This is a genomic window from Streptomyces sp. McG3 (assembly GCF_018619185.1).
GTDB lineage: Bacteria > Actinomycetota > Actinomycetes > Streptomycetales > Streptomycetaceae > Streptomyces.
Genome location: NZ_JAAXYC010000438.1, coordinates 1 through 5,107, shown reverse-complemented (window position 1 = coordinate 5,107; position 5,107 = coordinate 1). Strand labels below are relative to the sequence as shown.

Genomic DNA, 5,107 nt, shown 5'->3' with positions numbered 1-5,107 from the left:
GGACGGGCGCGTGGGGCTGCGGCTCGTACGCCCCGTCGTGTCCGTCCCACAGGGCGCGGAAGGCCGCCCAGGTGTCCTCCTCGGCCCGGGGGTTGGCGCCCCAGTGGTGCACGGCCTTCGGGTCGGGTCCGTACAGCTCCTGGAGGAGCGGCAGCAGCTCCGGCTCGTTGCGCCGGACCCACTTCGCCCCGTTGTTGCGGGGGTGGCCGGTGTAGGGGTCGGTGCCGGTGTTCGTGCCGAGGTAGGCGTTGGTGAGCTGGGCGAAGTACTCGAACTCGTTCCGGGCCGAGTAGTTGCGGTGGGTGCCGGAGCTGTCGTACAGCGGTCCGTCGGGCCAGGCGCCGAAGCTGCCCGCCAGCACCTTGTCGTGGTACGCCTCGGTGATGAGCCGGCGCTGCTCGTCGGTGAGGCCATGGCGGTGGAGGGCGTGCGCGAACTCGTGGGTCGCGGCGGAGTAGCCGTCGGCGTACAGCCCGGACCCGGGTACGGCGGTGGTGTCGCCCAACAGGTTCTCCTCGCCGACGGCGGCCAGTCCGCCGGCCTCGACACCGCGCAGGATGTCGTAGGAGCGCGCGTTCTCGTCCGCCTCCCCGCGCAGGGTGCTGAACAGGTCGAGCGAGGTCGTCGCGGCGTCCTTGGGGACCACGATCAGCCGCGCGCCCTCGTTCAGCATGCGTTCGGCCACGGCGGGCGAGCGCAGCATCCGGGCCACCTGCGCCCGCGCCTCGATGCCGGAGGAGACGGGGAGGTCCACGCCGGGCGGTACGTCGACCATCAGGAGGGCGGCGGTCCGGGCGAACTCGTCGGCGGGCAGGGTCCGGCGCAGCCCGGCGGTGAGCGCCCGGTCGGCGGCCAGGGCCTCACGGTCGGCGGACGACAGGGACAGCAGCCGGGAGGTGCGCTCGTCCTCGGTCATCGCGGCCAGCCCGGCCGCCAGTTCGGTGCGTTCGGCGACGGGCAGGCCGGGGCGCGGCGCGGGCGCCGGCGCCGCGGTGGGCTGCGGGGCCGTGGCGGTGGCCGCCGCCGACGTCTCGGGCGGCGGGGCTGGCAGGGGCTGTCCGCGCAGCCGCCCGGCGCGGGTCGGACGGGCGGGCGCGGAGGAGACGGTACTGCGCAGGGACGGCCCGTCGCCGAGCCCCTCGGCGCGGCGGCCGGTCGCCAGCGCGTCGGTGAGGGCGGGCAGGTCCTCCCACGCCTGGGTGTGGCGACGCGCCTGCTCGCTCAACTCGTTGCGTACGTCGATCAGTTCGGCCTCGATGCCGTCGACCTGGTCCTGGATCGTGTCGCGTACCCCGGTCGCCCGGCGCAGCCCGGCCTCCGCCTGCCGCAGGACGCGGGCGGCCTCGGCGACCGCCGTCTCGGCGCGGCGGAGGTCCCCGGCGAGTGTGGTCTCCCGGGCGACGGCCGGCTCCAGGCGGGTCCGCAGCCCGTCCGCCTCCTCGCGGGCGGTCTCCGCCGTGTCCAGGTCCTCCTCGCGCCGCTGGTGCAGGGCCCGGCCCCGGTCCCGGAGCGCGTCGGCCTGCTCGATCGCCGCGTCCAGGGCGTCCTGCCCGTCCGGGGACGCCGGGTCGGCGTCCGGGGCGGCGGCGACGACCTCCTCCAGCCGGGCCACCTCGGCCCGGGCCCGCTGCCACCGGGCGTGGAGCCCGCGCTCCTCGTCGGCGGTGTCGTCGTAGCGGGCCTGTGCCTCCCGGGCCTCGGTGTCGAGCCGGGTGATCTCAGCCCGGGCCTCGATGATCCGGCCCCGCAGCTCGGTGAGTTCCGTCCGTACCGTCGCGGCGTCGCGGCGGGCGGCCGTGTGCGCGCGGTCGGCGTCCCGGTGTGCGGTGGTCGCCGTGTCCGCGGCCCGGTCGGCGGTGTCCAGCGCGGCGAGCGCGCCGGGCTGCCGCCGGGTGAGCCGCCCCTCGCGGTACCGGGCCGCCGCCTCGGCCCGCACGGCGCCGAGGTGGACGCCGATGGTGTCCGCCACGTTCTGCCAGGCCTCGTCGGTGGCGGCCGTGGTGTCGGTGAGCGAGCCGTCGGCGGCGAAGGGCCAGATCCGGAGCCCCTGGCCGGTGCGGATGACCAGTTCGACCGGCTTCCCGGCCCGGGCGGCCGTGAGGGAGCCGACGAACAGGGCGCGGGCCAGCCGGGTGCCGTCCGGGTCGGGGCCGAGCGCGAGCCACAGCTCGGCCGACGCGTCCTGCTCGTCGATGGCGTCCGCCAGCACGTCCGGCAGGTCGGTGACCGGGTGCTGGGCCCAGTCGCGCAGGTCGTCCGCGTCCTGGTCGGCCAGGATCGCGGGCAGGTCGCAGATCCGGGGACCCGGTCGCGCCGGGGTGACGCCGAAGCCGAGGACGTCGCGTTCCCACAGGCGGGTGGTGGAGCTGCCGGTGACGTACCGGACGCCGTCGGGGCCGTCGACCTCGATGACGGTGTCGACCAGGGTCTCGTAGGTGCGGGGGATGCGCCGGTCGGCCGGGTCGCTGGTCGCGCCGGTCCGCAGCCGGCTGAAGGAGAAGGCGGAGGCGTTGCCGCCCGAGGAGAGCGCGTGGGGCTGCTGTGCCGCCAGGGGGAAGGTCACCCCCAGCACCTGGCGGTTGGCGTTGGCCAGGCTGTAGGAGCCCTGCTGGTTGAGGACGAAGGAGCCGGCGGCGGACGAGGCCACGGCCGCGGTGCGGTTCTGCCGCCGGACCCGGTCCATGGCGACGTCGCCGGCCTCGGTGACCGGTCGCGGGTTGTGCAGGGATATGCGCAGGGACGGCGCGGTGCCGGGGCTCTCGACCGGCCAGCTGCCGGGCATCACGTCGGTCAGCCCCGCCGCCGTGCGGGAGGGGTCGAGGGTGATCTCGCCGGCCTGGACCAGCTCGGCGAGGCGGGCGGCGACGGCCTCCGCGGAGGCGTTGGCGGGCAGCCCCCACGCGGCGGCCATGCGCGGGTCGACGTCGTGGAGCGCCCGCATCAGCTGCGGGGCGGCGTTGTAGTCGTACACCGGTGTCGGGCCGGTGGTCTCCAGCCGGACGCCCTGCGGGAAGGGGGTGGTCCCCTGGGCCGCGGCGTCGGCGGCCGTGAGCAGCAGCGGGTCGCCGCCGAGCAGCGCGGGCGCCCGGGGCCCCTCGTGCCGCTTGGGCTGGTCGGCCTCGGAGGCGACGAACCGCAGGGCCGTCGCGGCCGGTACGGAGACGCGGCTGACCGGGCGGCCCCGCAACAGGCGCCCGGCCCAGCTGTGGACCCGCTGCGCCACGTCCCCGTCCAGGCCGGAAAGGTTGAGCAGGCCGGCCTGGAAGAGGGCGCCGGGAAGGTTGGCGGGCCACTGCCACACGGCCTGGGAGCGGACGGTGGCGGTGTAGCGGTAGTCGACGGCGAAGTCGGCGACGCTGCCCGAACGGGTCCAGAAGCGGTCCTCCGTGGCCACTTCGGAACGGGCCGTACGGGCCCGGGTCTCGGCCACCGCCAGGGACGGTCCCGCGCGGTCCGTCCACCCGGTCGCGCCCGGGCGCGGGTAGCGGGAGACCGGGTTGACCGTGCCCTGGCGGGTGGTGGTGATCCCGGAGGTGGTCACCCGGGACTGCGGGGTGTGGGTGTCGACGTGTTCCAGGCCGGTGCCCCCGCCCGCCCTGCGCCCGCGCAGGCCGCGCAGGGCGGGCGTCTGGAGCATCGGTTCGGCGGTCAGGGTGACCTCGACCAGGCGCGCCCCGCCGTAGGCGACGTGGAGGAAGTGGAAGCGCACCCGTCCGCCGGGGCCGCGTCCGGGCAGGGCGCGCAGCGCGGCGGGCTCGGTGACCCGGGCGATCTCGGTGGCCACGCCCGACAGGTAGGAGGCGTGGCCGGGCCGGAGGGCGCCGGGTGCCTCGTTCTCCACCAGGGCGGTCACCTCGTGGCGCATCCGGTCCCGGCGCTCCCGGCGGTTGGCCGTGTCGTCGAGCTGGGTGACCGTCAGGACGGTCGCCTTGCCCAACTGCCGGGTCCGGGCGTACCGGTCGGGCAGCGGGACGTCGAGCGGGTTCAGGGTCAGGGCGGGGATGCCGGGCATGCCCTGGAACCAGGCCGCCAGTTGGGCCACGGCCTGGGCGGGTGCGAGGTACGTGACGGCGCGCGGCAGGTCGATGGCGAGGGTTACCGGGGCGTAGGGGCCGAGGCCGACGGTGTTGCCCGCGATGTTGCGCACGCCCCAGCGGACGGTCAGCAGCAGCGTCAGGTCGTTGCCGATCCAGAGGGTGTCGCCGCTGTGCTCCGTGGCGTGGGTGATCTTCGTGCCGGAGCCCACGGTGGCGGTGTCGTCGGTGCGGCGGGACTGGGAGTAGCGGCCGCCCGGGTTGGCCTGGTGGACCAGCAGCTCGGGCGGGGTCGGGGCCGCCTGCAACGCCGTGACCTGGAGGTTGCCCTGGTGGGTGACGCCGACGCCGCGCTGCCGGCCGGAGGTGTCGCCGCTCAGGACGTCCTGCTCCGAGTAGAGCGATTCGGAGCCCAGGTTGCGGGGGTTGGAGAGGTAGCCGGTGACCTCCAGCATCATGACCTGGTCGGCCGCCATGCCGGGCAGCGTCAGCCCTTCCACCACGTAGGCGCCGCCCAGGATCTGCGGGGCCCTGGAGATGAGCTGGCCGGGCCTGATCGCGTCCTGCCGGGCCTCGGCCGCCAGGGTGCCCCGGTCGTTCAGGGAGGCTCCCGCCACGGCGACGGAGGTCCACTTGTAGGTCGCCGACGCACCGTCCGTGGACGTCTTGGCCGCCCAGACCACCGGTGCGGCGGCCCAGTTGACGGCCGAGCCGGCCCGGTTGACGGCGCCGGACAGGCTCGCCGGGAGCGCTTCCTTCATCGCGGAGCCCCGCCGGGCGGTCTCCGTGGCCAGCCCGGACAGCGTCGCGGAGGCGCGCTGGACGGCCCGTCCGACCCGGCCCCGGCCCGGGCTGCCCGGGTAGGTGCCCGCGACGATTCTCCGCAGGGCCGCCATCAGCGCGGTGGTGCCCCGGAAGGTGTCGACGATGGCACCTTCCGGGAGCCTGGTCAGGCCGGGCAGCGGACGGCCGCGGTCGTCGACCAGGGCGAGGCGCCGCTGGTCGTCCGTCGGCCCGCCGTCGGTGACGGGCTGCCGGATCACATGTCCCGGACGGGGTGCGGGGGCCGGGGC

General features: G+C 76.3%; 1 pseudogene. It reads right to left on the bottom strand.

The features are described 5' to 3' along the window. A pseudogene (locus HET64_RS36380) lies at positions 1-5,077 on the bottom strand (hypothetical protein); the annotation flags it as partial. Positions 5,078-5,107: the final 30 nt, after the last annotated feature.